The organism is Streptomyces purpurogeneiscleroticus (assembly GCF_020024005.1).
GTDB lineage: Bacteria > Actinomycetota > Actinomycetes > Streptomycetales > Streptomycetaceae > Streptomyces > Streptomyces purpurogeneiscleroticus.
Window position 1 is genome coordinate 1 of record NZ_NHSG01000360.1, and the last position, 23617, is coordinate 23617.

Consider the following 23617-nt stretch of genomic DNA (forward strand, 5'->3'; position numbering starts at 1 on the left):
GGCCTCCCGGCTCCACCACGTACGGTCCGCGTGGCCGAGCTCCAGCAGTCCGACCACCATCGTGGTCAGCGCCCGGGCGAGCCGCTGCGGGTCGGTGTCCGGGGGCAGCCGGCCCGCCGAGCGGTCGGCGGCGGCCTTTTCCAGGAACAGCGTGCACCACCGCCGGTGCAGCAGGGCGCCGCTGGGCGCGGGGTCGCTCTCCGGGCGGATCTGCAGCCCGGCGCGGACGACGACGTCCCGGTCGACCCGGTCCAGCAGGGCGGCGGCGAAGTCGCGGGACGCGCTCAGTACCGGGTCGGGCGCGCGCAGCAGCTGGTCCTCCAGCTCGCGCAGCGCGCCGAGCGCCTCGTCCCGTACGGCGAGGGTCAGCTCTTCCTTGGACTCGAAGTGGAAATAGAGCGCGCCTTTGCTCAGTCTCGCGCGCCGGCTGATGTCGACCATGCCGGAGGCGGAGACGCCCTTGTCGATGAAGCTCTGGGCGGCCGAGCGGATGAGCGCCTGGCGGCTCTGGATCGCGCGGTGCTGCGTGGGCACTGTGTCCGTCCTGTCTCTCGTCCGGCTCGCGGGCTCGATGAGCCGATCCGGCTCGCGGGCTCGGCGGGCCGAGGGCTCCGTCACGCGGGAGCCCATGGCTCGATGGCGCACATGGTTCTTGGTTCATGTGGTCCGATGCGGCGAAAGGGTAGCGAGAAAAACCAACCATGCGGTTTCAATATGGTACGGCCCGGCGGCGTCGGGCGCGGTAACCGGCCGATCTCGCGAAGCCGAGGTGGCCGAAGTGCGACCCCCATGATCGTCGCGCTGTGACGGCCGGATGACGGTTCGTCACGGGCGTCACACACGTTGCAGTCGTGTACGCGTTGTGTGTGAGGTGTGGCTCAGCGCATTGACAAACAGCGCAGGCGGTTTTTAAATCTGCAAAGGTGAGCAACGGAAACGCGTTGCCTCTATGAAAGCCGTTGTAGCGCTTCCCCGCCAGGCCCCCGCGGCGTTGCGCGCCGACGGAACCGCTTCACTCTTCACACATGCATCGGTTTCAGTTCCTCATCGCCGGTGGGAGTCCTGGACTCCGCCCGGCCCGTCAACGCATCGGAAAGGTATCGAGCAATGCGCGATTCAGCGGACGTCGGCGAAGGCATCGGGGGGACGCCGCGGGCCGGCGGTGCGGTCCCGATCCGGGCTGTCGTATTCGACCTGGACGGCACCCTCGCCGACACGCTGCCCGCCATTGGCCGGCTGCTCTCGAAGGTGGTCGCGGAGCAGGGGCGCCGGGTGACGCCCCGGCAGGCCGCGGCCGCGGTCGGCAAGCCGGCCCCGGCTGCTTTCGGGCAGCTGCTCGGCCGCCCGGAGACGGACGAGGCGGTGCTCACCGCGATGGGTCGCTACCGCGAACTCTTCGCCCACGAAGTGCTGCGCGAGGGCCCGCGGCTGCTGTTCCCCGGCGTCTCCTCCGGCCTGTCCGCGCTGCGCGCGCACGGCATCGAACTGGCCGTGGCCACCTCCAAGGTCGCGCGCAGCGCCGAGGCGCTGCTGGACGTGATGGGCATCCGCGACCTGGTCGGCCCGGTCATCTGCCACGACATGGTGCGGCGCGGCAAGCCGCACCCGGAGATGGCGCTGCGCGCCGTCTCGCAGCTCGGCGTCTCGCCGCGCGAGAGCGCCTACGTCGGTGACACCGTCGGCGACATGCGCATGGCCGTCACCGCCCACATGGCCCCGATCGCCGTGACCTACGGCGTGGGCCGCTTCGGGGAGCTGGCCGCGGTGGCCGGCACCCGGATGTGCAGCTCCTTCCGGGACGTGGTCGCCGCGGTGGCCGCCTCCCGCCCCCGCCCGGTCGAGATGGCCGCCGGGTACCACCGGATGCGCTGAGGCGCTCCGCCGCCGTCGCCCCGGGGCCGCATCCCCGTGCCCGCCCCGTACGACGCCCGCCCGCACTGCGCCTGCTCCGCACGACGCCTGCTCCGCACGACGTGCCTCGCGCGCGAACGCGCCGCTACCCTGACGGCCGTTCCCCGCCCGTGCGCACGCCGGACCCCCCATGCGGAGGCCCGTCCCTCACCGGGGACCCAGCGCGCCCCGCTCACCCAGCACGCCGTGCGCGAACTCCGCGCCCGCCGCGTGCAGCCGGCGGTGCAGCCGGCCGAAGACCGCCGCCGCGCGCCCGCCGGGCCAGTCGTCCGGCAACAGCGCGGCGGGCAGGCCGGGATCGGCGTACGGCAGGCGCCGCCAGGCGTCCAGGGCCAGCAGATAGTCGTGGTAAGCCGTCTCCGGCACCGTCCCGCGGCGGTGCGTCCAGCGCCGCAGCACCGGCTCGTGCGCGTCGAGAAACGCGCGGTGCCGCCCGGCGATCGCGGGCAGGTCCCACCAGCGCGCCACCGCCTCCACCGTCGGCGCGAACCCGGCGTGCGCGCCGGTGAAGAGGTCGACGTACGGATCGAGGTGCAGGCGCCGCAGTACGTGCCGGGTCTCCTCGTAGAGATGGCCCGGGGCGATCCATACGCCCGGAGCCGCGGTACCGAAGCCGAGCCGGGCCAGCCGGGAGCGCAGCAAGTGCCGCTTGTGCCGCTCCGCTTCGGGTACCGAGAACACCGCCAGCACCCAGCCGTCGCTCGCGCGTGCGGCGGGCCGCCCGTAGATCCGCCGGTCGCCGTCGGCCAGCAGCTCGCGCGCGTCCGCCGACAGCGCGTACCCGGCGGCGCCCGCCGGCGTGCGTGCGGGCACCAGCAGGTCGCGGCGCTTGAGGCGGGAGACCGCCGAGCGCACCGACGGCGGGTCCACGCCCACCACGCCCAGCAGCGTGATCAGCGCGGCCACCGGCACCGGCCCCAGCGGTTCGCCCTTCGCGTCGCGTCCGTACGCGCCGTAGAAGGTGACGATCAGGGACCGTGGGGTGCGCTGCGGCTGGGGGTCACTCACGCCGTCACTCTAAAGGGGCACCCTGCAGGGGTGCCCGCAGCCGGAAGCGCTGGAGTTTGCCGGTCGGCGTCCGGGGCAGCGCGTCGTGGAAGACGATCTCGCGCGGGCACTTGTACGGCGCGATCTCGGCCTTGGTGAACTCCCGCAGCGCGGCGACGGTTTCCTCCGAAGGGGTGAGGCCGGGGCCGAGCACCACATGGGCGACCACGACCTGTCCGCGTTCCGCGTCGAAGCGGCCCACCACGGCCGCCTCGGCCACCGCCGGGTGCCGCAGCAACGCCTCCTCGACCTCGGGCCCGGCGATGTTGTACCCGGCCGAGATGATCATGTCGTCGGCGCGTGCGACATAGCGGAAGTAGCCGTCCGGCTCGCGCACATAGGTGTCGCCGGTGAGATTCCAGCCGTCCCGTACGTACTCCAGCTGGCGTGGGTCGGCGAGGTAGCGGCAGCCGGTCGGGCCGCGCACCGCCAGCAGCCCCGGCTCGCCGTCCGGCACAGGGCGGCCCGCCGCGTCCACCACCCGCGCCTCGTACCCCGGCACCGGCACTCCGGTGAACCCGGGACGGGCGGCCTCGTCGGCGGCCGAGAGGAATATGTGCAGCAGCTCCGTCGCGCCGATGCCGTTGATGAGCCGCAGACCGGTCGCGGCGTGCCAGGCGTGCCAGGTGGCCGCGGGCAGGTTCTCACCCGCCGAGACGCAGCGGCGCAGCGACGTGACGTCGTACCCGGCCAGTTCCGGCAGCATCGCGCGGTAGGCGGTGGGCGCGGTGAACAGGACGGAGACGCGGTGGGCCGCGATGTCCCGCAGCAACCCGCGCGGGCCGCCCCCTTCGGTGAGCAGCGCGCTGGCCCCCGCCCGCAGCGGGAAGATCACCAGGCCGCCGAGGCCGAAGGTGAAGCCCAGCGGCGGGCTGCCCGCGAAGACGTCGTCCGGCACGGGCCGCAGCACCTGTGCCGAGAAGGTGTCGGCGATGGCGAGCACGTCCCGGTGGAAGTGCATACAGCCCTTGGGCCGCCCGGTGGTGCCGGAGGTGAACGCGATCAGCGCGACATCGTCGGCGGAGGTGTCCACCGCCGTGTACGCGGCGGGCTTGCCGGCGGCCCGGCGCAGCAGATCGTCGGGCGCCTCGCCGCCGTACGCGGTGACCGCCAGATCGGGCAGCGCGGCCTTGGCCAGATCGTCCACCGACCGTACGTCGCACACCGCGTGCCGGATACGCGCAAGGTCGCAGATGGTGGCCAGCTCGTGGGCGCGCTGCGCGGCCGGTACGGTCACCGCCACCGCGCCCGCTTTCATCACCGCCAGCCAGCAGGCGGCGAGCGCGGGGGAGTTCGGTCCGCGCAGCAGTACGCGCGTGCCGGGCCGCACGCCGAGGTCGTCGCTCAGGACGTGCGCGATGCGGTTGACGCGCTCGCGCAGCTCGCCGTATGTCCAGACCGTCCCGCCGCCGTCGCGCAGGGCGGGCCGCTCCGCGCCGAACCGGTTCAGCGAGCCGTCCAGCAGCTCGGTACCGCAGTTGAGCCGGTCGGGGTAGCCCAGATCGCCGAGGTGCGGCCACTGCTGGGGTGGTGGGAGATGGTCGCGGGAGAAGGTGTCGGCGTGGGCCGATGGCTGTAGGTCCATGACGCATGCGCCCCCTCGTGACGCTCAGCCGTGGTGTCCGAGGGCCGCCGGGGACTGCCGTACGGACGGTTCGCCAGCGTAACGTGTTCGTGACGGCAGTCAACAGACCGCGATAAGGCGGACCGCGCGAGTCGGACCGCGAGAAAGCAGACCGCGCGCGTCGGACCGCGAGGAAGCAGAACCGACAGAGCAGACGCGAGAGACCGGACCGCGACAAGGGAGCCGCCCTGTGACCGCATTCGCGCTGGACGCCGGCGACGAGACCTGGTGTGCCGAACTCCGGGAGCTGACCGCCGCGCAGCTGCGCCCGCTCGCCGAGAAGGGCGAGCCGGGCCGGGTCAACCGCCCGCTGGTGGCCGCGCTCGGCGAACTGGGGCTGCTGCGCCGGCTGTTCCCCGAGGGCGGCACCGTCCGCGCCCTGGACCTGTGCCTGCTGCGGGAGTCGCTGGCCCAGGAGTGCACGGAGGCGGAGACCGCGCTCGCGCTCCAGGGACTCGGCGCCTACCCCGTACTGCAGTCCGGTACCGAGGAGCAGCGGGCGCGCTGGCTGCCGGAGGTCACCGCAGGGCGCGCGGTCGCCGCCTTCGCGCTCAGCGAGCCCGGCGCGGGCTCCGACGCGGCGGCGCTCACCCTGGCCGCCGAGCCGGAGGGCACCGGCGCGCGCGACGGCTGGCGGCTCACCGGCGAGAAGTGCTGGATCTCCAACGCGCCCGAGGCCGACTTCGCCACCGTCTTCGCGCGCACCGGCGAGGGCCCCGGCGCCCGCGGCGTCACCGCCTTCCTCGTCCCCGCCGACCGGCCCGGGCTGAGCGGCGAGCACCTGGACATGCTCAGCCCGCACCCCATCGGCACCCTCGTCTTCGACGGCGTCCCGGTCGGCCGCGCCGACGTCCTGGGCGAGCCGGGCCGCGGCTTCGGCGTCGCGATGCGCACCCTGAACCTCTTCCGGCCCAGCGTCGGCGCCTTCGCCGTCGGCATGGCCCAGGCGGCGCTGGACGCGGCACTCGAACACGCCGCGTCCCGTGAGGCGTTCGGCGGGCCGCTGAAGGACCTGCAGTCCGTCTCCCACCGCCTCGCCGACCTCGCCACCCGTATCGAGGCGGCCCGGCTGCTGGTGTACGCGGCGGCCGCGGCCTACGACGCGGGCGCGCCCGGCATCGCCAAGCGCGCCGCCATGGCCAAGCTGCTCGCCACCGAGACCGCCCAGGAGGCCGTCGACGCCGCCGTGCAGATCCACGGCGCCCGCGCCCTGCGCCGCGGCCACCTGCTGGAACATCTCTACCGGGAGGTGCGCGCGCCGCGCATCTACGAGGGCGCGACGGAGGTGCAGCGGACGATCATCGCGCGGGAGCTGTATCGCTGACGGGCGCGTCGCCCTCGGCGGCCGTCCCGCCGTCCTCCAGCCCCGCGTCCGCCGCCGCCACCGCGGCCCGCTCGGCCGTCAGATCCAGCGACCGGCAGGCCAGTACGTACACCCCGGCGGAGACCGGCAGGCCGATCAGCATGGTGATGTCGGCGCCGCCCACCCACGCGGCGCCCGGTCCATGGAGGTCTCCGAGCTCCGCGAAGGGCAGCATCGACAGGAAGCCGATCCCGTAGGCGAGCAGCCCGCGCCCGCTCCACCGCCCGTACATCCCGCGCGGGTTGAAGATTTCCCGGATCGAGTAGTGGCCGCGCCGCACCACGTAGAAGTCGACCAGGTTGATCGCCGTCCAGGGGGTGAAGAGGTAACCCAGTACGGTCAGGAAGTGCTCGAAGTCGGTCAGGAACGACTTGTCGGAGCCGAACGCGATCATGGTGGAGAGCACGCCGAGTACCAGCAGCGAGACGATCCGCTTGGTGAGCGTCGGCCGGATCTTCCGTACCGAGTCCATGCTGGAGAGCAGGGTCAGGCTGCCGCCGTAGAAGTTGAGCGTGCCGATGGAGATCAGCGGCACGACGGAGACCAGCAGCAGCGTCACGCCGAAGCCGGGGAACAGCTCGTCACCCGCCGAGATCACCGAGTCGACCAGCTCGGCCTTCGGGAACAGCCCCGCCGCGACCGTGCCGATCAGCATCATCCACGCGCCGCCGATCCACGCGCCCAGGTACGTCCACCAGAAGGACGACCGCACGCCGACCGTCGGCGGCAGATACCGCGAGTAGTCCGAGACATAGATCGACCAGGACATCTGGTACACGGCCGCGGTGAAGAACTGCACCAGGAACGGCGCGAGGACGAAGCCGCCGAGGTCCAGCTGCGCGGGCGAGAAGGGGTCGGCCACCACGACGCCCACCGAGAAGACCGCCAGCACCGCGATCACCAGGTACGTGAGCCAGCGGGAGGCGCGGTGGATGACGTCGTAGCCGATGACCGCGAGGACGATGGCCAGCGCCGCGTACCCGATGTAGCTCGCCGCGGCCGGGGTGCCGGCCAGGTGGTGCATCGTCTGCGCGATCAGGATCTGGTTGAACGCGGTGTACCCGATGTACGTGGTCAGCGCCACCACCCACACCAGCAGCGCGCCCACGTACCCGAACTGCGGGCGGGACTGCACCATTTGCGGCAGCCCGAGCTGCGGGCCCTGGGTGGAGTGAAAGGCCATGAAGAACGTGCCGAACGCGCCGCCGAGCACCACGGCGATCGCGGTCCATATGAGGTTGCCGCCCAGCGCGACGCCGATGGCGCCGGTCGCGATGGTGGCCAGGTGGGCGTCGCCCGCGAACCACACGGGGAAGAGGTGCCACACCTTGCCGTGCCGCTCGGCCAGCGGCACGTAATCGATGGACCGGGTTTCGATGATCGGACTGGCTGTCACGATGCGACTCCTTCGGGAGGGGGACGGAAGGGGGCGGGCCACGGGTCCCTCTCCGCGGCCCGCCCCCGGGGCTCTCAGCTGTTGTCGGTGCGGTGCAGCGCCGCGTACGCGAGCTGTTCCAGCAACAGGCCCGTCTCGCGGGGCGCCTCGGCGGCGGCGCCGATCACCTGCTTGGTGAGCGCGACCGCCAGCGGCGGCTGCCCGGCCAGCTCGGCGGCCAGCTCCCGCGCTCTCTTGAGGTGCGCGCCGCGCGGGACGGCTTCGGTGACCAGCCCCCACGCGTACGCCTCGGCCGCCGCCACCCGCCGGCCGCGCAGCACCAGGTCACGGGTGCGGGCCGGACCGATCGCGCGTACCAGCCGGGTCACCCCGCCGGAGCTGGGCAGGATGCCGATACCGACCTCCGGCAGCGCGAACCCGGCACTGTCGTCGGCGATCCGGAAGTCCGCCGCGAGCGCCAGCTCGAAGCCGCCGCCGAGGCAGTGGCCCGCGACCGCGGCGACGGTCGGCTGCGGCAGCGCGGCCAGCGCCTCGTACACCGCGCCCGAGGAGCGGTAGTACGCGGCGATCGCCTCGGGCGTCATTTCCCGCAGCTCAGTGGTGTCGGCCCCGGCCGAGAACACCCGCGCCCCTCCGGTGACCACCACGGCCCGGCTGTCGCGCACTGCGGGGGAGCGCAGCGCCTCCAGGAGCCGCGTCTCCAGGTGCGTGGAGAGGGCGTTGAGCTTGGCCTCGCGGCACAGGACGAGCTCGGCGACCCGGCCGTGCACGGTGACCTCGACCGTGCCGGCCGTGCCGGTGGCCGCCACTCACGCCTCCGGAGCGGGGGCCGGCGCGAAGGACAGCAGCCCGCCGAGTCCGCGCTTGGTGATCTCGTTGGCGATCACCAGCCGCTGGATCTCCGAGGTGCCCTCCCAGATGCGGTCCACGCGCAGCTCGCGCCAGAGCCGCTCGACCGGCTGGTCCCGCATGTAGCCGCGGCCGCCGAAGATCTGCTGGCAGCGGTCGACCACGCGGCCTGACGCCTCGGACGCGGCGAGCTTCACCGTCGCGGCCCGCGCGTGCAGCAGCTTGCGGTCGCCGCCCTCGGTGAACTCCCAGGCCACCTGGTGGGTGAAGGCCCGGTTGGTGGTGATGTCCACGACCGAGTCGGCGAGCATGCCCTGGATGAGCTGCCGGTTGATCAGCGGTTCGCCGCCCTGGACGCGCTCCTTGGCCCAGTCGGTGGCGAGCGTCAGCGCCCGCTCGGCCGCGCCGATCGTGCGTGCCCCGATCATCAGCCGCTCCTCGGTGAACCAGTCGCGGGTCAGCTCGTAGCCCTGGCCGATCCCGCCGAGTACGGCGTCGGCGCCGACCCGGACGTCCTCGAAGAGGAACTCGGGGTGCTCGTAGACGAAGGTGTGGGTGTAGCGGGGCGTGCGCTTGACCGAGACGCCCGGGGTGTCCTTGTCGATCAGGAAGAGCGTCGGGGCGCCCGACGGCGCCACGTTGGCCAGCACGATCAGGAAGTCCGCCGCGTCGCCGACCGTCACGAACCACTTCTCGCCGTTGATGACGTACCCGTCGCCGTCCGGCACGGCCGTGGTCCTGATACCGGACGGGTCCGAGCCCGCGTCCGCCTCGGTGATCGCCACCGCGTCCCGGCAGCGGCCCTGGATGCCGGGCAGCAGATAGCGCTCGCGCTGCTCGGGGGTGGCGGCGCGCAGGCAGTTGGCGGGCCGCCAGACCGTGTCCCAGAGCGCGCCGGTCAGCTTGCCCAGCTCGTCCTGGACGACGACCTGCTCCAGCACGGTCAGCCCGGCGCCGCCCCACTCGGCCGGCATATTGATCGCCTGCAGGCCGCTGGCCAGCACCTCGTCCCGGATGGCGGCCAGCGCCTCGGGGACGAGGCCATTGTTCGCCTCGCACTCCTCCTCGTACGGCATGATCTTCGCGGCGAGCCCGGCGGCACGTTCCTTCAGCTCGGCCAGGCGCGGGGTGTAAGCGAACTGCACGGTGTCTCCTCAGACGTTCAGAAGTGATGGGTAGTCAGCCGGCGAGGACGATGCGGGCGTCCAGGCCGAGACAGCCGTCCGGCGTCGCGAGCAGCGGATTGACCTCCAGCTCGGCGATCTCCGGGTGCGTGGCGGCGAGGGTGGCGATCGCGGCGACGGCCTCGGCGAGCGCGTCGAGGTCGACGGCCGGGCGGCCGCGCACGCCGTGCAGCAGCCGGGCGGCGCCCAGCCGCAGCAGCAGCTCCTTGGCCCGGGCCGGTACGAGCGGGGCCAGCGCGAAGGTCACATCGCGCAGCACCTCGGTGGTGATGCCGCCGAGGCCGACCATGGCGACCGGGCCGAACCGCGGGTCGCGCTGCACGCCGACGATGATCTCGACGCCTTGGCTCGGGTCCGCCATGGCCTCGACGCTGAAGCCGGGCGGGGCCAGCCGGTCCGCCATGTCCTGCGCCGCGGCCCGTACGGCCTCGGGGTCCGCGAGTCCGAGGGCGACGCCGCCCGCGTCGGACTTGTGCAGCAGGCCGAGCGCCTTGACGACGTACGGGCCGCCGCCGATCTCCCGCGCGGCCCCGGCCGCCGCCCCCGGCGTACTGACCTGCCGCGCCGCGGGGAAGGCCACGCCCGCCGCGCGGACCAGCTCGCGCGCGGTCCAGTAGCCGTCGTCGGTGACGGCCCGGCTGCCGTCGCCCTCCGGCAGGCCCGGCCGGTCGGCCGGTTCGGCACGGCGGGCCAGCATCCCCAGGCACTGCGCGGCGTCCTCGACGGCCGCGAAGACCGGTACGCCCTGCCGGCGCAGCTCCTCGATGGCCGCGCTGTCGGGGCACATCGTGTGCACGGCGACCGGCTTGCCGTGGGCGCGGACCAGCTCGCCCAGCTCCCGGGCGGTGGCCAGCTCCTCACCGGCCAGCCGTGCGCCGTAACTGGCGTATCCGCCGAAGTACCCGGTCAGCAGCACCGCGTCGGTGTCCGGGGCGGCCAGCAGCAGCCGCATCGTGCGCGCGAAGGAAGCGATGTCCCGCTCGCCGGCGCCCGCGATGTCGACCGGGTTGCCGACGCCCGCGGAGGGCGGCAGCGAGGCCCGCAGCGCGGCGGCCAGCTCCGGCCCGAACTCCGGTAGGGACAGGCCCTGTGCCTCGGCCAGGTCGCAGGCGACGGCCGCGTGCCCGCCGCCGTCGGACAGTACGGCCACCCGGTCGGCCCGCGCGTGCCCGAAGCGGTGCAGCGCGGTGAGCAGATCGGCCATCTGCCGGGGACTGCTGACCCGGTCGATGCCGGCCGCCCGGCAGGCCGCGTCGATGACGCTGCTGTCGGTGGTCAGCGCCCCGGTGTGGGACTTGGCGCCGCGTACGGAGGCGGCGCTGCCGCCCACGGTGAGCAGCACGACCGGCTTGCCCGCGGCCACGGCGTCCGCCGCCGCGGCCACGAAGGCGCGCCCGTCCCCGAAGTCCTCGCAGTACAGCGCGATCAGCTCGGTACCGGGGTCCGCGGTACAGCTGCGGATCAGGTCGGCGGCGCCCAGGTCGGCCTGGTTGCCGAGCGAGGCGAAGCGGGAAAAGCCCAGGCCCCGGTCGGTGAGGAAGCGGCTCAGTTCGAGCGCCACGTTGCCGCTCTGCGAGATCAGCCCGACGGTCCCGGCGGGCAGCGGATTGGGCGCCAGGTACAGGCCGGTGGTGCTGTCCAGCACGCCGAGGCAGTTGGGGCCGAGCAGTACGGCACCGGCCGCGCGCACCCGGGCGGCGAGCGCTGCTTCCCGGGCCCTGCCCTCCGTGCCCAGCTCGCCGAAGCCCGCGGTGATCCCGACGATCGCCTTCGCGCCGGCCGCGAGCGCGTCGTTCACGGCCGCTTCGAAACCGGCGGCCGGCACCGCGATCACCACGAGGTCGACCGGCTCGGGGAGTTCGGCGAGCGTCCGGTACGCGGTCTCGCCGAGCACCGGCTCGCCGCGCCTGCTGACCAGGTACACCGCGCGCCGGCCCTGCATCCGCAGCGCCTGCACGGAGAGCCAGTTGCCGTACTTGGCCTGGTCGTTGCTCGCGCCGACCACGGCGACCGCGCGGGGCGCGAACAGGGCGGTCAGATCGCGTACCTGCCCTTCGGGGGTGAGCACCGTCATGGGTTGGCCTCCTCGGAGCGCGGCGGGGACTGTGCGGGGACGGGGTGCCCGGTGCCCCAGGCGTCGGCGCCGCCGTCGACGACGACGGTGGTGCCGGTGATGTACGCGCCTCCGGGCGAGGCGAGGAAGGAGATCAGGCCGGAGACGTCCTCGGCGCGGCCGAGCCGGCCCAGCGGCACGGCCTGCGCCCACCGCTCGCGGTCCGCCTCGGCGTAGGTGTCCGCCAGGCCGCCGGTGGCGATGGTGCCGGGCGCGACGCAGACGCTGCGGATGCCGTACCGGCTCCACTCCAGGCTCAGTCCGGCCGCCAGGTTCTCCACGGCGGCGCGGGCCGCGGTGGCGTGGACCATGCCGGGGATGCCGCGGCGTGGCGAGAACGCGAGGAAGAAGACGGCCCCCGAGCGTTGCGGGATCATCGCCTTCCGCGCGACCTCGCGGGTGACGTTCCAGGCGGCGTCCACGGCGAGCCGGTGCACGGCCCGCCAGCCGTTCGCGCTGATGTCCTCGGCGGGCGCGGTGAACTGCCCGCCCGCGTTGTTGACCAGGACGTCGATCCGCCCGTAGGCGTCCAGCGCCCGGTCCACGACCGCCGTGACCCGCTCCTCGTCGCGGATGTCGGCGGCGATCTCCACGCAGCTGCCGCCGGCCTCCTCGATCTCCTTGCGGACCTCGGCCAGCGGCTGCGCGCGACGGCCGCAGACCACCACGCTCGCCCCGCCCGCGGCGAGGTCCAGCGCGGTGGCCCGGCCGATGCCGGTGCCGCCGCCGGTGATCAGGGCGACCTTGCCTTCGTGTACGCCGGGCCGCAGGACGGACGCGGCGGCGTACGGGGGTGATGCGCTCCCCACAGGGCCCTCCTCGTTGAGAGCAATTCGTCTGACTGATGCGTCAGTCAGCCTCATCACAAGGGGGGTCGTCAAGGGATACGGCCAACGTTTCCCGGCAGTAATTTCCGGGGGCGGCCGAGGATCGAGGTTGCCTTTGACTGACGCGTCAGTAAGCTTTGGCCAACTGTTGCCGTACCCGGAGGACGGGATGACCGCTGCGCCACGTACCGATGAGGACCGCCGCCAGGCGATACTCGAAGCCACCTGGCAGCTCATCGCCGAGCGCGGCATCCACTCCGTACGGATCGCCGACATCGCCCGCGTCTGCGGCACCAGCACCGGCACCGTGCACTACTACTTCCCCGGCAAGAGCGATGTGCTGGCCGAGGCGCTCAAGTACTGCGTGGAGCAGGCGTTCGTCCGGCAGAGCGAGGAGCTGCGCGCCATCGACAACGCGCACGAACGGCTGCTGAAACTCATCGACATGCAGCTGCCGCGGCTCGGCCGGGTGCGCGACGAGTGGTCGATCTGGCTGCAGTACTGGGCCGAGGCGGTGGTGCGTCCCGAATTCCGCGCCGCGCACAACGAGTTCTACGCCCGCTGGCAGGACGCCGTGATCCGCATCGTGCTGCGCGGCCAGCGGCAGGGCGTCTTCCGCGCCGACCTCGACGTGGAGGGCGTCGCCCTGCGCCTGACCGCCCTCACCGACGGCGCCGCGATCCAGGTCCTCACCGGCGCCCCGCGCATGACGGTCTCGGTCATGCGGGAGCTGCTGGTCGACTTCGTACGGCGGGAGCTGGTGGCCGAGGTCCCGGCAGTGCGGTACAGTTGATCTTGAGCTCGCCGCCGGAAAACCGGTGCAGAGCCCGGCGTTGGTGGTCCAAGCCAAGACGCCCCGCTTCCTGCGGGGAGATGCAGGTGCAAGCCCTGCCCAGCGCTCGCGACGAACCCCGGTCTCCCACAGAGAGACCGGGGTTCTTGTCCGTACGGCTGTGCACGAGGGGCGTCCCCGCACCGGTCACGCGGCCAGCCGCGCTCCGAGCAGCACCAGGCGAAGGGCCCGCTCGGTCGCGTCCGTGAGGAACTCCGCGCCCCTGCCCAGCGCCTCGTGCAGCGACACGGGCGCGGGCAGGATCGAGCTGTACGCGTCCACGCCCACGGCCTCGACCTGGCGCGCGCCCTCGCCGATGGTGCCCGCGAGCACCAGGACCGGGCGTCCGGACAGCTTGGCGCGCCGGGCCACTTCGGCCGGTACCTTGCCGCGCGGCGTCTGGTGGTCGAGCGCGCCCTCGGCGGTGACCACCAGATCGGCGCGGGCCAGCCGGGCGTCCAGGTCGAGGTGGTCGAGGAGCACGTCGAAGCGGGGGAGGAGCCGGGCGCCGAGGGCCGCGAGCCCCGCGCCCAGCCCGCCGGAGGCGCCGGTGCCGGGGCCGAGCCGGAGGTCGGTGTCGGTGGGCAGATCGCGCCCGAGGACGTACGCCCAGCGCTCCAGGGCGGCCGAGAGCTCCTCCACCTGCCGCGGGGTCGCCCCCTTCTGCGGGCCGAAGACGCGGGCCACGCCGCGGTCGCCGCACAGGACGTTGTACGGATTGCAGGCGACGAGCACTTCGACGTCCTTGAGGCGAGGGTCCAGGTGCGTCGGGTCGATGCGGTCGAGGCGGCCCAGCTCGCGACCGCCGGGCGGCAGTTCGTACCCCTTCGCGGTGAGCAGCCGGGCGCCGAGGGCCTGGAGCGCGCCGGCGCCGCCGTCGGACGTACCGGAGTCGCCGCACCCGACGAGGATGCGGCGCACGCCCGTGTCGAGGGCGGCGCGGAGCAGCTCGCCGACGCCGTACGTGGTGGTGGCGCCCGGGTCGCGCCGGGTGTGCGGCACCAGCGAGAGCCCGGCGACGGCGGCCATCTCGACGACGGCCGTACCGGAGTCCAGCAGCGCGAAGTGGGTGCCGACGGGCTCGCCGACCGGGCCCGTCGCGGGCAGCGCGACCAGGCGTCCGCCGGCGGCGCCGGCCAGCGCGGCGGCCGTGCCCTCACCGCCGTCCACCAGCGGAATCAGATCGACCTCGGCCGCGGGGACCACGCGGCGCACCCCGACGGCGATGGCCTCGGCCGCGGCCCGGGCGGACAGTGACTCCTTGAAACCGCTGGGGGCGACGGCGAATCGGGTCAGCATGTGGGTTCCTTTGGGTTGAAGTGGGTGCCCGGCCCGGCTCGGGGATCGGCTCACAGCTCGGCTCACGGCTCGATGAGCGGTACGCCCAGCAGCGGCCACACCGCGAGTGCGAAGAGCAGGACCAGCGCGGCGGTCAGCGGGGCCAGTACGGCGGACAGCCGCAGCAGGTCGCGCGGCGCGTACGTGGGCGTCCCGGGGATCTCGGCGAACAGCGCGACCGGCTTCGCGGAAGCGGGCAGCGTGTGGCAGAACCCGGCCGCCGCGGTGGACGCGAGGGCCGCGGCGACCGGATTGACCCCGGCGCCGACGGCGGCCGCCACGACCAGTGGCACCAGGACGGACGAACGGGCCGAGCGGGACTGCAGTATGAGGTGGGCTGCCGTACTGAGGACGATCACGACGGCCAGGAAGAGGGCGGGCGGTACCGAGACGGGCAGCCCGGAGACCAGCCACCGGGCCGCGCCGGAGTCGGCGAGCGCGACGCCCATCGCCATCGTCGCGGCCATGAAGAGCAGCAGCGCCCAGGGCACGGTCTTCAGCGCGTCCTTGAGGCGCACCGTGCCCAGGGCGGGGGAGACCGCGACGACCGCGCCGGTCAGGGCCACCACCGCGGGCGGCACCCGGTGCAGCGGCTCGCTGCACCACAGTGCGACCACCGTGCCGAGCAGCAGCGCGCAGCGGGTCTCCTCGGTGGAGAGCGGACCGGTGACCGGCTGCTCGCTGTGCTCCTGGATCTGCTCGGCCGTGATCCGCACCGGACCGCGGCGGTCGGCCCGCCGGGTCGTCGTCAACAGGACGGCCTCCGCCGCCAGGTGGGACGAGGCGACGGCGAGCGGCAGGCCGAGCAGCAGCCACCGGGTGAAGTCGATGCGCTCGCCGGTCGCCTCCCAGAGCACCGACACGGTGATCAGATGCGCACCGGCCCCGATCAGGGTCGCCACCGCGGACAGCAGGATCACGGTCGGGAAGAGCAGCGCGAGCATCACGACCAGTCGCTTCCGGTCGGCGAGCACCTTGGCGAGCGCCAGGAACACCGGCAGCGCGAGCGCCGCGCGGCCCGAGGTGGCCGGCACCGCGAAGGCCGTGACGACCAGGGCCGCGGTCGTCAGATGCGTCAGCTGCCGTACGCTGCGCGCCCCGCTGACCAGGAACGCCGCGGCCCGCCCCGCGAGCCCCGTCCGGGCCACCGCGGCGGCGAGCACGAACGCGCAGATCAGCAGCCACACGGTGGAGTCCCCGAGGGTGCCGAAGAGCGTCTCGCTGCTGATCACCCCCGTGACCGTGAGGGCGAGCCCCGCGCCCAGGGCGATGTATGTGTCGTCGATGGGCGTGCCGATCCACGCGCAGGTCGCCAGCGCGAAGACGGCGAGGGTCAGCCGGGCGTCACCGCCGAGCCCGGGAAAGTTCCCGGGCACGACGAGCAGGGCGCAGAGGCTCAGGGCCACGCACAACGTCGCGGCTTGGCGGAGGTTCAGGCTCACCCCCTCAGCGTCGGACGACGCCGTGAGTCATCGATGAGCCGTACATGAAGGGAACTTCACGCGGACAGCCGGTACCCCATCCCGCGTACCGTCTCCACCCGCTCGGCTCCCAGCTTCTTGCGCAGCGCCCGTACGTACACATCCACGATGTTGGAGCCGGGGTCGAAGTCGTACCCCCAGACGTGGGAGAGGATCTGCTCGCGCGAGAGCACCTGCCCCGGGTGGCGCAGGAACAGCTCCAGCAGCACGAACTCCCGGGCGGTCAGGTCCACCAGCCGCTCGCCCGACCGCGCCCGGCGGGTCCGCAGGTCCAGCGACAGCCCACCGCTGCGCAGTACCGTCACCTCGGGCGCCCGCGCCGCCGTGCGCAGCCGCAGCCGCACCCGCGCGAGCAGCTCCTCGAAGCGGAACGGCTTGGTCATCCAGTCGTCCGCGCCGCCCTCCAGGCCCGCCACCGTGTCGCGTACGGAGTCCCGTGCGGTGAGCACGATGACCGGCAGGGTGATCCGGTCCTCGCGCACCTGCCGCAGCACGGTGAAGCCGTCCCGGCCCGGCAGCCCGATGTCGAGCACCATCAGGTCGAAGCCGCCGGTGAGCGCGTAGTCGTACGCCGCGTCCCCGTCGCCGACGACCGTCGTGGTGAAGCCGTTGGCGCGCAGGCCCTTCTCGATGAACGAGGCGATCCGCTCCTCGTCCTCGACGATGAGAATCCGCTTCAACTGCCCGCCCCGTTCTTCTCGGTGATCTTCGCCGTGCTCTTCTCGTTCTTCGTTGTGTTTTTCTCGGTGTTCTCGATCTCCAGTACGAAGGTGGCGCCGCCGCCCTCGGTGTCGTGCAGCCGGACCCGGCCCCGGTGCCCCTCGGCGATCGCGCGGACGATCGACAGGCCGAGTCCGGCCCCGGTGGTGCGCGTCCCGCGGCGGGCCGTCCCGCGCCGGAACCGCTCGAAGATCACCTGAGCGTCCTGCGGCTGCACACCGGGCCCCGAGTCGGCGACGTACAGCTCGATGCTGCGTCCCGCGGCGCGCGAGCCGATGCGGATCGTCTGTCCGTGTGTGGTGTGCTGCACGGCGTTCTGCGCGAGCTGCACCATGGCCTGGGTGATGCGCTGCGGGTCCACCTGGATCTCGCGGTCGGCGACCTCGCCCAGCTCCCACCGGCGCTCGCCCAGCGTGCGGGCCTTGACGAAGACATCGGCGGTGAGCTCGGCGAGCTGCACCGGCTCCGGGGTGACGAAGTCGGGCCGCTCGGCCTTGGCCAGGAGCAGCAGGTCCTCGACGATGCGGCTCATCCGGTCCAGCTCGTCGGTGACCAGGCGCACGGTCTCCTCGCGCTCGGCCGGATCGTCGCCCATCAGCTCCAGGTGGCCGCGCACGATCGTGATGGGGGTGCGCAGTTCGTGCCCCGCGTCGTCCACGAAGTCGCGCTGCGCGGCGAACGCCCGCTCCAGCCGGTCCAGCATCCCGTTGAACGTGTCGGCCAGCGCGGCGATGTCGTCCCGCCCCTGCACGGGGATCCGCCGGGTCAGATCCTGCTCGGTGAGCTGCGCCGCGGCGGTGCGCACCACCCGTACGGGCTTGAGTATCCGGCCCGCGACGGCCCAGCCGATGCCCGTCGTCATCAGCAGCGCGACCCCCGAGATGGCGAGCAGGATACGGAACACCTGGTCCGCCTTGTCCCGTTCGCGCTCGGGGTGAAAGGCGACGACGAAGGCGGCATCGGGACCGTCACCGTGCGGACTCCCGCCGTGCCGGGCGACATCGACCTTGGCCCAGCGGATCTCGCCCGCCGGACGCCGCAGGGTACCGGTCGGCTCCTTCGAGGCGAAGATCGCCCGGCGCGCCGCGGCATCGCTGCGCAGGGGACGCTCGGTGGGGATCTCCCGCGGCTGTACGAGCTTCGCGGGCTCGCGTCCCGCCCGGCGCACGAGGCCGATCAGCTCCTCGTCGGCATCGGCGTACTGCCGCTCCAGGAAGACCCGGAGCAGCCGGTCGGGTTCGGTGAATCTGCGGCCGGTCTCCGGGTCGAAGCCCTGTTCCTCGAAGTTGGCGAACTCACTGGCCTCCTGCGCGAGCAGCCGCGTGATCCGGTGGTCCACGTCGCGCAGCAGGATCGAGCGGGTGGTGGCGGCCACGGCGGTGAGCGCCACGGCCATCACCACCAGGAGCCAGAGCAGGATGCGGACCCGGGCGGATATCCGCCGGCGCGGCGCCGGATCAGCCGTCGTCACGGTCTCCGGCGCCGCGGTCGTCATCGTCGTCGGCGGAGTCGTCGGCGCCGTCATCGGCTCCACCGCCGGACGGGCCGCCGGAGGCATCGTCGGACGCGTCGCCGGAGCGGTCGTCGCTCACCGGGGGCCGCGAGACCACCTCGTCGCTGGGCGTCGGCCCGGGGCCGGTCGGACCGGCCGACGGGGAGCCGCTGTCCAGCTCGACCTTCGGGGGCGCCTTGGGCGATTCCGGGCTGTCGGTGAGGGCGTAGCTGGTCGCCGCGATACCCAGCGGTATCGCCACGACCGCGGCGAGCGCCGCCATGCGTTGCGAGAAGGCCATGGCGACGAGCCTGCGGGACGTACCGCATCGTCACGATGAGCCGCAGATGAAGAAATCCTCATCCTGTCCGCGGACCGCGGTCGTGGTGTGCACGGCTGACCGTCTCCCTCACACGAAGTCCCACGGGTGCGGCCGCACCCCTCCCGCTCCGCATTCTCGTGGATCAGGAGGGGGCGGCGACAGCGCGGCTCAGATGTCGCGGAAGAGACCAGGAGACATGGTGACCTGCCGCAATGATTGGCTGAGGGGTGCTGACCTGCGTGAATGATCTTTCGACCCTTTCGCGTTCGTGCCAGTTGATGAGGCCGGAAGTCCCAGAAAAGTCCCAGAGGGCTCCCACCGCTGACGGGTGCCTTTCGGCTCTGTACGGCAGTACGGGCAGTCGAACGGCCTCGTTCCCCGCGAGGGTGGCGGAGCCTGGATGACGAGTGACTGGCGCTCGGCCGATGCCTTGCGGGATGGTGGGGTCCTGATGATGGACGACGGCTCTGCGGTCGCTGGTGGCAGTGAGCCGGCAGTGCCCGCCAACCCTCGGACGCCCTACAGCGAGGGGTGAGGTCTCCGACCAGATCATCGAGGCGCGCAGGGTGGCGGTGGTGCCGTCTGACAGATCGACGGTGACGTCGCCGCAACGCTGCTCGGCGGCGCACCGGATGTCGTCCTCGGAGACGCGGGGCAAGTAGCTACTCCTTCAGCCTGGTCTGTCTGCTGTGGGGTATGCGGCGGTAGGTTCGGCGGAGCAAACGGCGACAATCAGGGGGAGAACCGGCGACGTGAAGATCACTCTGCGTGAGGTGCTGGACAGCGACGTGGCCGTCTTCTGGGCGCACATGAGCGAACAGACGGCACAGCGGATGGCCGCGGTCACACGCAAGTACCACTACGACCGGCGGCTGTTCGACGCGCATTGGGTGAAGGTGTGTTCCGACTCCGCGGTCACAGTGCGGACCGTGCTGGCGGACGAGGCGGTGGCCGGGCATGCGGCGGTGTTCGGGCCGTCCGACGAGCGCGAGGTCACCTATTGGATCGCTTCCGCGTACTGGGGGCGCGGGGTTGCCAGTGCGGCGCTGAGAAAGCTAATCGCTCTGGAGCCGGCGCGGCCGCTGCACGCACACGCGGCGGCGGACAACGCAGGCTCTCTTCGGGTGCTGGAGAAGTGCGGCTTCACCATCACCGGGCGCGGCAGGATCTTCGCGCAGGCGCGCGGCGACGAGATCGACGAGTTGGCGCTGACCCTGGAGTGAGGTCCCGGCGCTGGCGCGCATCTCGAGTCGTGATCAATATACGCGAATCGCCCTCGCGGCGGGTGGCTTTCAATGGGCGTCGGCCCCGTACTGCAGATGTTGAACCAGATTATCGGCCGTGACGCGGCCGATGCGCCGGACGCATACGAGGCAGCCTCCTCGCCAGAGGTCCGCAGACTCGGCGAGGAGGCGCTGCCCTCGCTTCCGTCTGCCTACGACGACTGCGACTCATTCGACGACCTGCTGGCCGTCGCAGCCCGGGAGCCGTAGCGGAACCCACGCTCTCAGGAGCGGAGTTCACATCCCCCATTCGAGCCGTGCCGGCTCTCGCGCCGTGGTCAGTGCTCCGTCGAAGTCCGCGAGACGTTCGGCCAGTGTGGCGGTGGCCACGCGCGGCGGGAGGGCAGCCGAGAACTTCAGGCCGCGGACGGCGCGCGGGTCGACGGTGGGCAGCGTGAGAGCGCTCGGGAGTTCGGCGCGGGCGGATTTCCAGTCGGTGGGGGAGAAGTCTTGGCGCAGGCGGAGATGGGTGTCGGAGGGCCGCTGGACGGGATCGGCGAGGTTGCCGAGGGAGGCGGCGAGGGTCGCATTGGCGCGGTAGCCGGCCCAGGTCCACCAGCGTGTGGCGTCGGCGTCGCGGACCACGAGAGTGCCGGCCGGGTGGACCTCATGAGGGGCGCGATCGGTGCGCAGCTCGGCGAGGGCAGCGGTGGCGCGGCGGGTGAGCCGGATGTCGGGGTCGGTGCCGAGGAGGACGTCGCGCATGGCGCGGGTCAGGGCGAACGAGAGGCCGCGGGCCTCGCTGCCCTGCCATTTGGCCACACCGCCGTCCTCGACGGGTTCGACGAAGGCACGGCGGCGGGCCCAGTCGATGAACGTGACCTGCCAGCTGCGCCCGGCAAGCAGGAGACGGCGCGGGCCGGGGCGTTCCTCGGTGAGCACGGTGGGGTCGGTGGTGCCGATCTCGGTGCGCCCGGCGAGGACGGTGAATTCGGGCGGCGCGGTGAAGGAGGCGGTGAGTTCCATGAAGTGGCGGCGGCCGAAGTGCCGCTCGGCCTCGGCGCCGATGAAGAGCATGCCGCCGTCGCGGTCCAGGAAGCCCTCGTCGATCAGGTGCCTCAGGAGCGGGGCGGCCGACCGGTCGAAGGGCGCGAGGCCGTTCCACTGGTCCGGCCAGAGCCGGTCGCCGATGCGGTGCTCCTGCAGGGTGAGTGCGAGCAGCTGCTGGGCGACCAGGTGACGGGGCGACGGTGGCGGGGTGACGGGCTCGACCCAGCCCCGGGCCCAGAGGGTGAGCAGCCCGGCGGCCTGCAGCAACGACTCGGATCGGGTGGCGAGGAAGAGACAGTTGCGGGAGGTGTCGGAGCGGCGGCCGGTGCGGCCGATCCGCTGCAGGAACGAGGCGACGGTGCCGGGAGAGTCGATCTGGATGACTCGGTCGAGGTCGCCGACGTCGATGCCAAGCTCCAAGGTCGAGGTGGACACGATGACGCAGTCGCGCGCCTCGGCGAACGCCTGCTCGGAGCGGGCCCGTTCATCGGTGGAGAGTGAGGCGTGCGAGAGGAACACGGTGACGTCGCGGGCCCGGAGTGCCGCACCGAGTTCCTCGACCTGCTTGCGGGAGTCGCAGAAGACCAGGCGCTTCTCACCGCGGTGCAGGGCGGAGATCACCTTGGCGGCGTTGGCGAGCGAGCCGACGTAGTCAAGTTCGACGTCTCCCGCGGGCCTTGGCAGCGGGGTGCCCCCGGCCGTGTCCGGCAGGGGGATGCCGGGCGCGACGACCCGCCCCGGGCGTTCGGCGGGGCGAGCCCCCTGCAGCCACGTAAGCAGTGCGTCAGGGTTGCCGACGGTGGCGGAGAGCCCGATCCGCTGGATCCGGTGACCGGTCAGCCGTTCCAGCCGTTCGATCACGGCAAGCAGGTGCCAGCCCCGGTCGTCACCCGCGAAAGCGTGCACCTCGTCGATGATCACGGCACGGACCTGGCCGAGCATGTGCGCGTGGTCGGTCTTGACGCTGATCAGCATCGCTTCGAGCGACTCGGGCGTGGTGAGCAGGAAGTCCGGCGACTCGGTGCGGATACGGCGGCGTACGGACTCCGGGGTGTCGCCGTGCCAGAGCGCGGCGCGGCGACCGAGCCACTGGGCGTAGGTGTCGACGCGGTGGGCGAGATTGTTGAGGAGGGCTTTGAGGGGGGCCAGGTAGAGGACGGAGGTGCCGGTCCAGTGCTGGTTCCGCATGGCGGACAGGACGGGGAAGGTGGCGGCTTCCGTCTTCCCGCCCGCGGTCGGCGCGAGCAGAATCGCGTCCTCGCCGTCCATCAGTGGTTCCACGGCGGCCTTCTGCAGGGGGCGCAGATCAGGCCATCCGAGGGTGTTGACGATGTGGTGCAGGACGACCGGATCGAGGCGTTCGAGCGGGTCGGGGCCGGGCGGCTGGTCCTGCACGTGGGTGGCTCCCTGCGCTTGGTCTTCCGGGAACGGGAGGGGAAGGCGACAGATCAGAGGTCGAGATCGAGGTCGTCGGCCGACGTGGCTGCCGGGGGCGCGGCGAGGTTGCGTTCGGTGGCAGTGAGATCGCCGCTGCCGAGGGTCAGTTTGTAGTGCGTACGCGGATCGAAGTCGTCGAACTGATCGATCCGGTCGAGTACGTCCCCGACCAGCTTCTTCAGGTACAGACGCGGTGCCACTCCGACTTTCCCACCCAGCGCCCCGCCCACGGCCCTTGCCAGGTCCGCAAGGTACGCGTCGTCGGCGAGCCGCTTGATCCGCTCGGCGGAGTCGGAGGAGGAGACGCCGCCCGCGTACAGGTCGCGGATGGTGGCGCCCAGACCGGTCAGGGACTCCTCGGTGAATCCGGGAAGCCGGATCTGCACGGCACGCGGGTTGTCGAAGCGCGGGTCGGTGGTGAAGTCGGTGGCCAAGCGCTGGGCGAGCGGGGCGAGACGCTGGACGCCCTGCTGTCCGTCGTAGAAGGCGGGCGTGCCGGTGATGACGAGGTAGAGGCCGGGGAAGCGGCCGGAATGAACCTCGTCGATGAGCTGGCGCAGGGCGTTGAGGGCCTTGTCACGGGCGTCGGAGCGGACCCGCTGCAGCGTCTCCACCTCGTCCAGGACGAGGACGAGCCCGGCGTGCCCTGCGTCCTTGAGCATGGTCAGCAGGCCTTGCAGAAAGCCGAAGGCGCCGAAGTGGTCGAGGTCGCCGCGGACTCCTGCGCTGCGACGTGCGGCAGCGGCGACGTGCGGCTGGCCGCCGAGCCAGGCCATCACCGCGGCGGCGGTCGCCTCGTCGCCGGCGTCCAGGGACTGCTTGTACCCGCGCAGGGCGGTGGCGAAGGCGGGGGCCTGGCGGGACACCTCGGCCAGGCGGGCGGTGAGCAGCCGGTCCACGGCCTGCGGCAGTTCACTTTCGGCCGCGCCGTCGGCGAGCGCGTCCTCCTCCAGGGCGTAGAACCAAGCATCGGCGACGGGCCGCAGGGCGCTGGGCGGGAAGCTCGCGGTGGTCAGGCGTTCGGTGAGCCGCCGGTAGACCGTCTCCAGCTTGTGCAGCGGGGTTTCGGTCTCCGACACCTGTACCTCGGCCACGGCGAAGGTGCGCCGCTTGGCGCGCTCGCCGAGCCAGCGGGTGAAGAAGGTCTTGCCCGAGCCGTACTCACCGCGCACCGCCTTGAACACCGAGCCGCCGGCGGCGACGGTGTCCAGTTCCTCGTCGACCGCCTGCTCGAAGCGGCCCAGGCCAGTGGCGAGCAGGTCGAGGCCGCTCTCGGGCACGGCGCCGCGCCGCAGTGCGTCCACGACGGCGCGGCGGCGTACGGCGCCGACGGGTGCACCGGCACGAGGGTCTGAGGGTCCGAACACGTTCACCCGGACAGTCTCGCATCAGGGGTCATCAGGGAGGT

General features: G+C 72.6%; 20 protein-coding genes. 5 read left to right on the forward strand and 15 right to left on the reverse strand.

The window, feature by feature from the left end; all coding sequences use genetic code 11:
- A partial coding sequence (locus tag CCS38_RS24905) for a TetR family transcriptional regulator (RefSeq protein WP_223735540.1) occupies nt 1-534 on the reverse strand: 534 nt, incomplete at its 3' end.
- 573 nt (nt 535-1107) lie between these two features.
- Here CCS38_RS24905 and CCS38_RS24910 point away from each other — a divergent pair.
- The gene (locus CCS38_RS24910; RefSeq protein WP_223735541.1) at nt 1108-1872 is read left to right on the forward strand and encodes an HAD family hydrolase; all 765 of its coding nucleotides are present in this window, start codon (nt 1108-1110) and stop codon (nt 1870-1872) included.
- Nucleotides 1873-2058: 186 nt separating this feature from the next.
- Here the strand turns inward: CCS38_RS24910 and CCS38_RS24915 are convergent, their stop codons facing one another.
- Both CCS38_RS24915 and CCS38_RS24920 read right to left on the reverse strand, forming a co-directional pair.
- Complete coding sequence (locus CCS38_RS24915; RefSeq protein WP_223735542.1) at nt 2059-2919, reverse strand: PaaX family transcriptional regulator; 861 nt, start codon at nt 2917-2919, stop codon at nt 2059-2061.
- Between the two features lie 4 nt (nt 2920-2923).
- Complete coding sequence (locus tag CCS38_RS24920; RefSeq protein WP_223735543.1) at nt 2924-4543, reverse strand: AMP-binding protein; 1620 nt, start codon at nt 4541-4543, stop codon at nt 2924-2926.
- Nucleotides 4544-4772: 229 nt separating this feature from the next.
- On the opposite strand from CCS38_RS24920, the gene CCS38_RS24925 reads away from it, so the two are divergent.
- Nucleotides 4773-5906, forward strand: coding sequence for an acyl-CoA dehydrogenase family protein (locus CCS38_RS24925; protein WP_223735544.1), 1134 nt, complete (start codon nt 4773-4775; stop codon nt 5904-5906).
- Here the strand turns inward: CCS38_RS24925 and CCS38_RS24930 are convergent.
- The 5 genes from CCS38_RS24930 to CCS38_RS24950 all read right to left on the reverse strand — a co-directional run bounded on the left by CCS38_RS24930 (nt 5881) and on the right by CCS38_RS24950 (nt 12296).
- Nucleotides 5881-7341, reverse strand: coding sequence for a purine-cytosine permease family protein (locus CCS38_RS24930; RefSeq protein ID WP_223735545.1), 1461 nt, complete (start codon nt 7339-7341; stop codon nt 5881-5883). The genes CCS38_RS24925 and CCS38_RS24930 overlap by 26 nt on opposite strands.
- Before the next feature lie 74 nt (nt 7342-7415).
- On the reverse strand, nt 7416-8150 hold the full coding sequence (locus CCS38_RS24935; RefSeq protein ID WP_223735546.1) for an enoyl-CoA hydratase/isomerase family protein: 735 nt from the start codon (nt 8148-8150) through the stop codon (nt 7416-7418).
- The gene (locus tag CCS38_RS24940) at nt 8151-9335 is read right to left on the reverse strand and encodes an acyl-CoA dehydrogenase family protein (RefSeq protein WP_223735547.1); all 1185 of its coding nucleotides are present in this window, start codon (nt 9333-9335) and stop codon (nt 8151-8153) included. It lies immediately after the preceding gene.
- Nucleotides 9336-9369: 34 nt separating this feature from the next.
- Nucleotides 9370-11448: an acetate--CoA ligase family protein gene (locus tag CCS38_RS24945; RefSeq protein ID WP_223735548.1), complete on the reverse strand. Its 2079-nt coding sequence runs from the start codon at nt 11446-11448 to the stop codon at nt 9370-9372.
- The gene (locus CCS38_RS24950; protein ID WP_223735549.1) at nt 11445-12296 is read right to left on the reverse strand and encodes an SDR family oxidoreductase; all 852 of its coding nucleotides are present in this window, start codon (nt 12294-12296) and stop codon (nt 11445-11447) included. Before CCS38_RS24950 ends, CCS38_RS24945 begins: the two co-directional genes overlap by 4 nt.
- Nucleotides 12297-12483: 187 nt before the next feature.
- Here CCS38_RS24950 and CCS38_RS24955 point away from each other — a divergent pair, with 187 nt between their 5' ends.
- A complete protein-coding gene (locus CCS38_RS24955; RefSeq protein ID WP_223735550.1) occupies nt 12484-13107 on the forward strand; it encodes a TetR/AcrR family transcriptional regulator in 624 nt (207 codons plus the stop codon).
- 186 nt (nt 13108-13293) lie between these two features.
- Here the strand turns inward: CCS38_RS24955 and CCS38_RS24960 are convergent, their stop codons facing one another.
- From CCS38_RS24960 to CCS38_RS24980, 5 genes are all read right to left on the reverse strand, one after another.
- The gene (locus CCS38_RS24960; protein ID WP_223735551.1) at nt 13294-14445 is read right to left on the reverse strand and encodes a glycerate kinase family protein; all 1152 of its coding nucleotides are present in this window, start codon (nt 14443-14445) and stop codon (nt 13294-13296) included.
- A 62-nt stretch (nt 14446-14507) separates the two neighbouring features.
- A complete protein-coding gene (locus CCS38_RS24965) occupies nt 14508-15926 on the reverse strand; it encodes an SLC13 family permease (RefSeq protein ID WP_223735552.1) in 1419 nt (472 codons plus the stop codon).
- A 56-nt stretch (nt 15927-15982) separates the two neighbouring features.
- Nucleotides 15983-16645 carry a response regulator transcription factor gene (locus CCS38_RS24970; protein ID WP_223735553.1) on the reverse strand — a complete coding sequence of 221 codons (663 nt, stop codon included), beginning with the start codon at nt 16643-16645 and terminating at the stop codon, nt 15983-15985.
- Nucleotides 16642-18180, reverse strand: coding sequence for a sensor histidine kinase (locus CCS38_RS24975; RefSeq protein WP_223735554.1), 1539 nt, complete (start codon nt 18178-18180; stop codon nt 16642-16644). The genes CCS38_RS24970 and CCS38_RS24975 overlap by 4 nt, the downstream gene beginning before the upstream one ends.
- The gene (locus CCS38_RS24980) at nt 18143-18478 is read right to left on the reverse strand and encodes a small secreted hydrophilic protein (protein WP_223735555.1); all 336 of its coding nucleotides are present in this window, start codon (nt 18476-18478) and stop codon (nt 18143-18145) included. The genes CCS38_RS24975 and CCS38_RS24980 overlap by 38 nt, the downstream gene beginning before the upstream one ends.
- A 773-nt stretch (nt 18479-19251) precedes the next feature.
- On the opposite strand from CCS38_RS24980, the gene CCS38_RS24985 reads away from it, so the two are divergent.
- Nucleotides 19252-19722, forward strand: a complete 471-nt coding sequence (locus CCS38_RS24985) for a GNAT family N-acetyltransferase (protein ID WP_223735556.1) — start codon at nt 19252-19254, stop codon at nt 19720-19722.
- 96 nt (nt 19723-19818) lie between these two features.
- Entirely contained in the window at nt 19819-19992 is a 174-nt protein-coding gene (locus CCS38_RS24990; protein ID WP_223735557.1) for a hypothetical protein, read from the forward strand.
- Between the two features lie 27 nt (nt 19993-20019).
- On the opposite strand, the gene CCS38_RS24995 is transcribed toward CCS38_RS24990, so the two are convergent.
- Together CCS38_RS24995 and brxD are read right to left on the reverse strand one after the other, a co-directional pair.
- Nucleotides 20020-22167, reverse strand: a complete 2148-nt coding sequence (locus tag CCS38_RS24995; protein ID WP_223735558.1) for a DEAD/DEAH box helicase — start codon at nt 22165-22167, stop codon at nt 20020-20022.
- 53 nt (nt 22168-22220) lie between these two features.
- The gene (brxD, locus tag CCS38_RS25000) at nt 22221-23576 is read right to left on the reverse strand and encodes a BREX system ATP-binding protein BrxD (RefSeq protein WP_223735559.1); all 1356 of its coding nucleotides are present in this window, start codon (nt 23574-23576) and stop codon (nt 22221-22223) included.
- Nucleotides 23577-23617 lie beyond the last annotated feature (41 nt).